Below are 1,670 nucleotides of genomic sequence, written 5' to 3'. Positions count from 1 at the left end.
GCAGTAACCAGACGGGGCCGAGTTTTTTCATCCCAAACCGTCCACGCTTTGCATGTCCGGTATCGAAGGTTTTCCACGACCTTCGACGGGCCAAATCCTAGGATGCGGCCTCACCACCGTCAAGAGGGATCGACGCTGGACTGCACTGCGTGGGCACCTTCACTGCAATAGGAGATGCCACATGCACCATCTGGAAGCAGCAAACACTCCGGTCAGCTCCGAGGCCGAAGCACAACACGACGGGAGTGATCTCCCTAGGATCAGCCACTACGGCATTGTCCGATTCGGCTCTTTGGAAGCGCCCGCGATTGTGTTAGAGGACGGACGCCGTGGCTTTCTCGCCACGCAGTTCGCACATCTGCTCGGGTATCACGGGAAGAACCCAAGTAACCGGTTCGACGGTTTTCTGGCCTGTTTCGCCCCTAACTACATGAGCGGAAAGGAGAAAGCAGGGTCACCGGTTTCGAATCCTGGTCGTGGTCGTGCCCACTTCATCGAGGCGGAAGCGGTAATGGAAGCGGTGGGCAACGTGCTGAGGGCCGCGATCGCCGGGAAGACGCATAAGCAGCAGGCGCGCCAAGTGTCAGCTTGCGTGGAGATCAACTTGGCACTGGGCATGGTCGGGCTAGTCGCCTTAATTGACGAGGCTACCGGATACCAGTACCACCGCGCGCCGGACGCCCTGCAGGATCTGATCTCGAAGCTGATCCGGCAGCATGCTTCGGATTGGCAGCGACAGTTCGAGCCTGAGTACTATGCTGCGCTGGCAAAAATGACCGGGACTGCGTTCACCTCTGGCGCGCACGGGCGTCCTCCTATCTGGGGAGCGATCACGCGCAAGTGGGTTTACGAGGTCTGCTTCCCGAATGAAGTGCTTGAGGAGATGCGGGGCCGACAGGATGTGGGCGACAAGCTGCATCAGTGGTTGACGGATGGTGGCGTGGCTACGTTGACCAAGCAGAAGGAAGCGGTTCGGTTGCTCGCGGTCTCCTCCGTGAACTACAAGGACTTTGAGGCTCGCTGCAGCGTAACCTTTGAACGCCCTGGTCAAATCGGAATGATCTACCAAGACGCCGCTTGATCCACAAAAAGAAACCCCGCTTCGGCGGGGTTTCTTGTATGCAACAACTATGTGGCGGATAGCATCAGGTTTCGTCAGGGTTCTCGTCCCCACTTCGCACGGTAGTCATCGCGCGCCTTGCGGCATGCTTGCGAATGGAACTGCAGCACTTCCACTGTGTATTGCCGGTCAGCATTCATCTCCTTGTAGCGGTCCTCGCAGTACTGGACCGTTCGACGTTCTGCTGCTTGTTCTGCGGCTTTTTCTGGGTCCTTAGGCGCGCCAGGCGCACCGGGCCGTATGACAACCATGGCCAAGAAGAACAAAACAATAGCTGCAACGACCAATGCTGCGATCGACATCGGAGTAAACGTAACCGCCTTGATAGGCTGAGTTGTTGTGCGCGGTGCTGAGCCAAGTGGCGCAGCAGGTGCACCACAACTAGGACAAGTGCTTGCCTTGTCGCTTATCTGTTTGCCGCATTCGACACAGCTGATCAACGCCATCGCCTCTTCCTTGAATTGGTCTTAGAACTCTTCGCCGCGGCGCATGATTGCGCCGCCCACGATGCGCCCCGCAACGTGCAAAGAATCTAGTTCACCAGAGGGGC

General features: G+C 57.8%; 2 protein-coding genes and 1 pseudogene. 1 reads left to right on the top strand and 2 read right to left on the bottom strand.

Annotation, left to right across the window (positions count from 1 at the left end; all coding sequences use genetic code 11):
* Positions 1-181 precede the first annotated feature (181 nt).
* On the top strand, positions 182-1,081 hold the full coding sequence (locus tag ACFQ6N_RS40665; protein WP_053449438.1) for a P63C domain-containing protein: 900 nt from the start codon (positions 182-184) through the stop codon (positions 1,079-1,081).
* Positions 1,082-1,155: 74 nt separating this feature from the next.
* Here ACFQ6N_RS40665 and ACFQ6N_RS40660 read toward each other — a convergent pair whose 3' ends face one another.
* Both ACFQ6N_RS40660 and ACFQ6N_RS40655 read right to left on the bottom strand, forming a co-directional pair.
* Positions 1,156-1,422 carry a hypothetical protein gene (locus tag ACFQ6N_RS40660; protein WP_380659174.1) on the bottom strand — a complete coding sequence of 89 codons (267 nt, stop codon included), beginning with the start codon at positions 1,420-1,422 and terminating at the stop codon, positions 1,156-1,158.
* A gap of 69 nt (positions 1,423-1,491) precedes the next feature.
* Positions 1,492-1,566, bottom strand: a pseudogene (locus tag ACFQ6N_RS40655) (zinc-ribbon domain-containing protein); the annotation flags it as partial.
* Positions 1,567-1,670 lie beyond the last annotated feature (104 nt).

Origin of the sequence: Kitasatospora sp. NPDC056446, assembly GCF_042796115.1 — a bacterium.
Taxonomy (GTDB): Bacteria; Actinomycetota; Actinomycetes; order Streptomycetales; family Streptomycetaceae; genus Kitasatospora.
The sequence above is the reverse complement of the archived record's forward strand: the minus strand, read 5'-3'. Positions and strand labels throughout refer to the sequence as shown.

What these genes read in the sequence shown, in the direction of transcription:
- ACFQ6N_RS40660 (WP_380659174.1), bottom strand. Translation starts at nt 1,422, where the DNA reads ATGTCGATCGCAGCATTGGTCGTTGCAGCTATTGTTTTGTTCTTCTTG.
- ACFQ6N_RS40665 (WP_053449438.1), top strand. Translation starts at nt 182, where the DNA reads ATGCACCATCTGGAAGCAGCAAACACTCCGGTCAGCTCCGAGGCCGAA.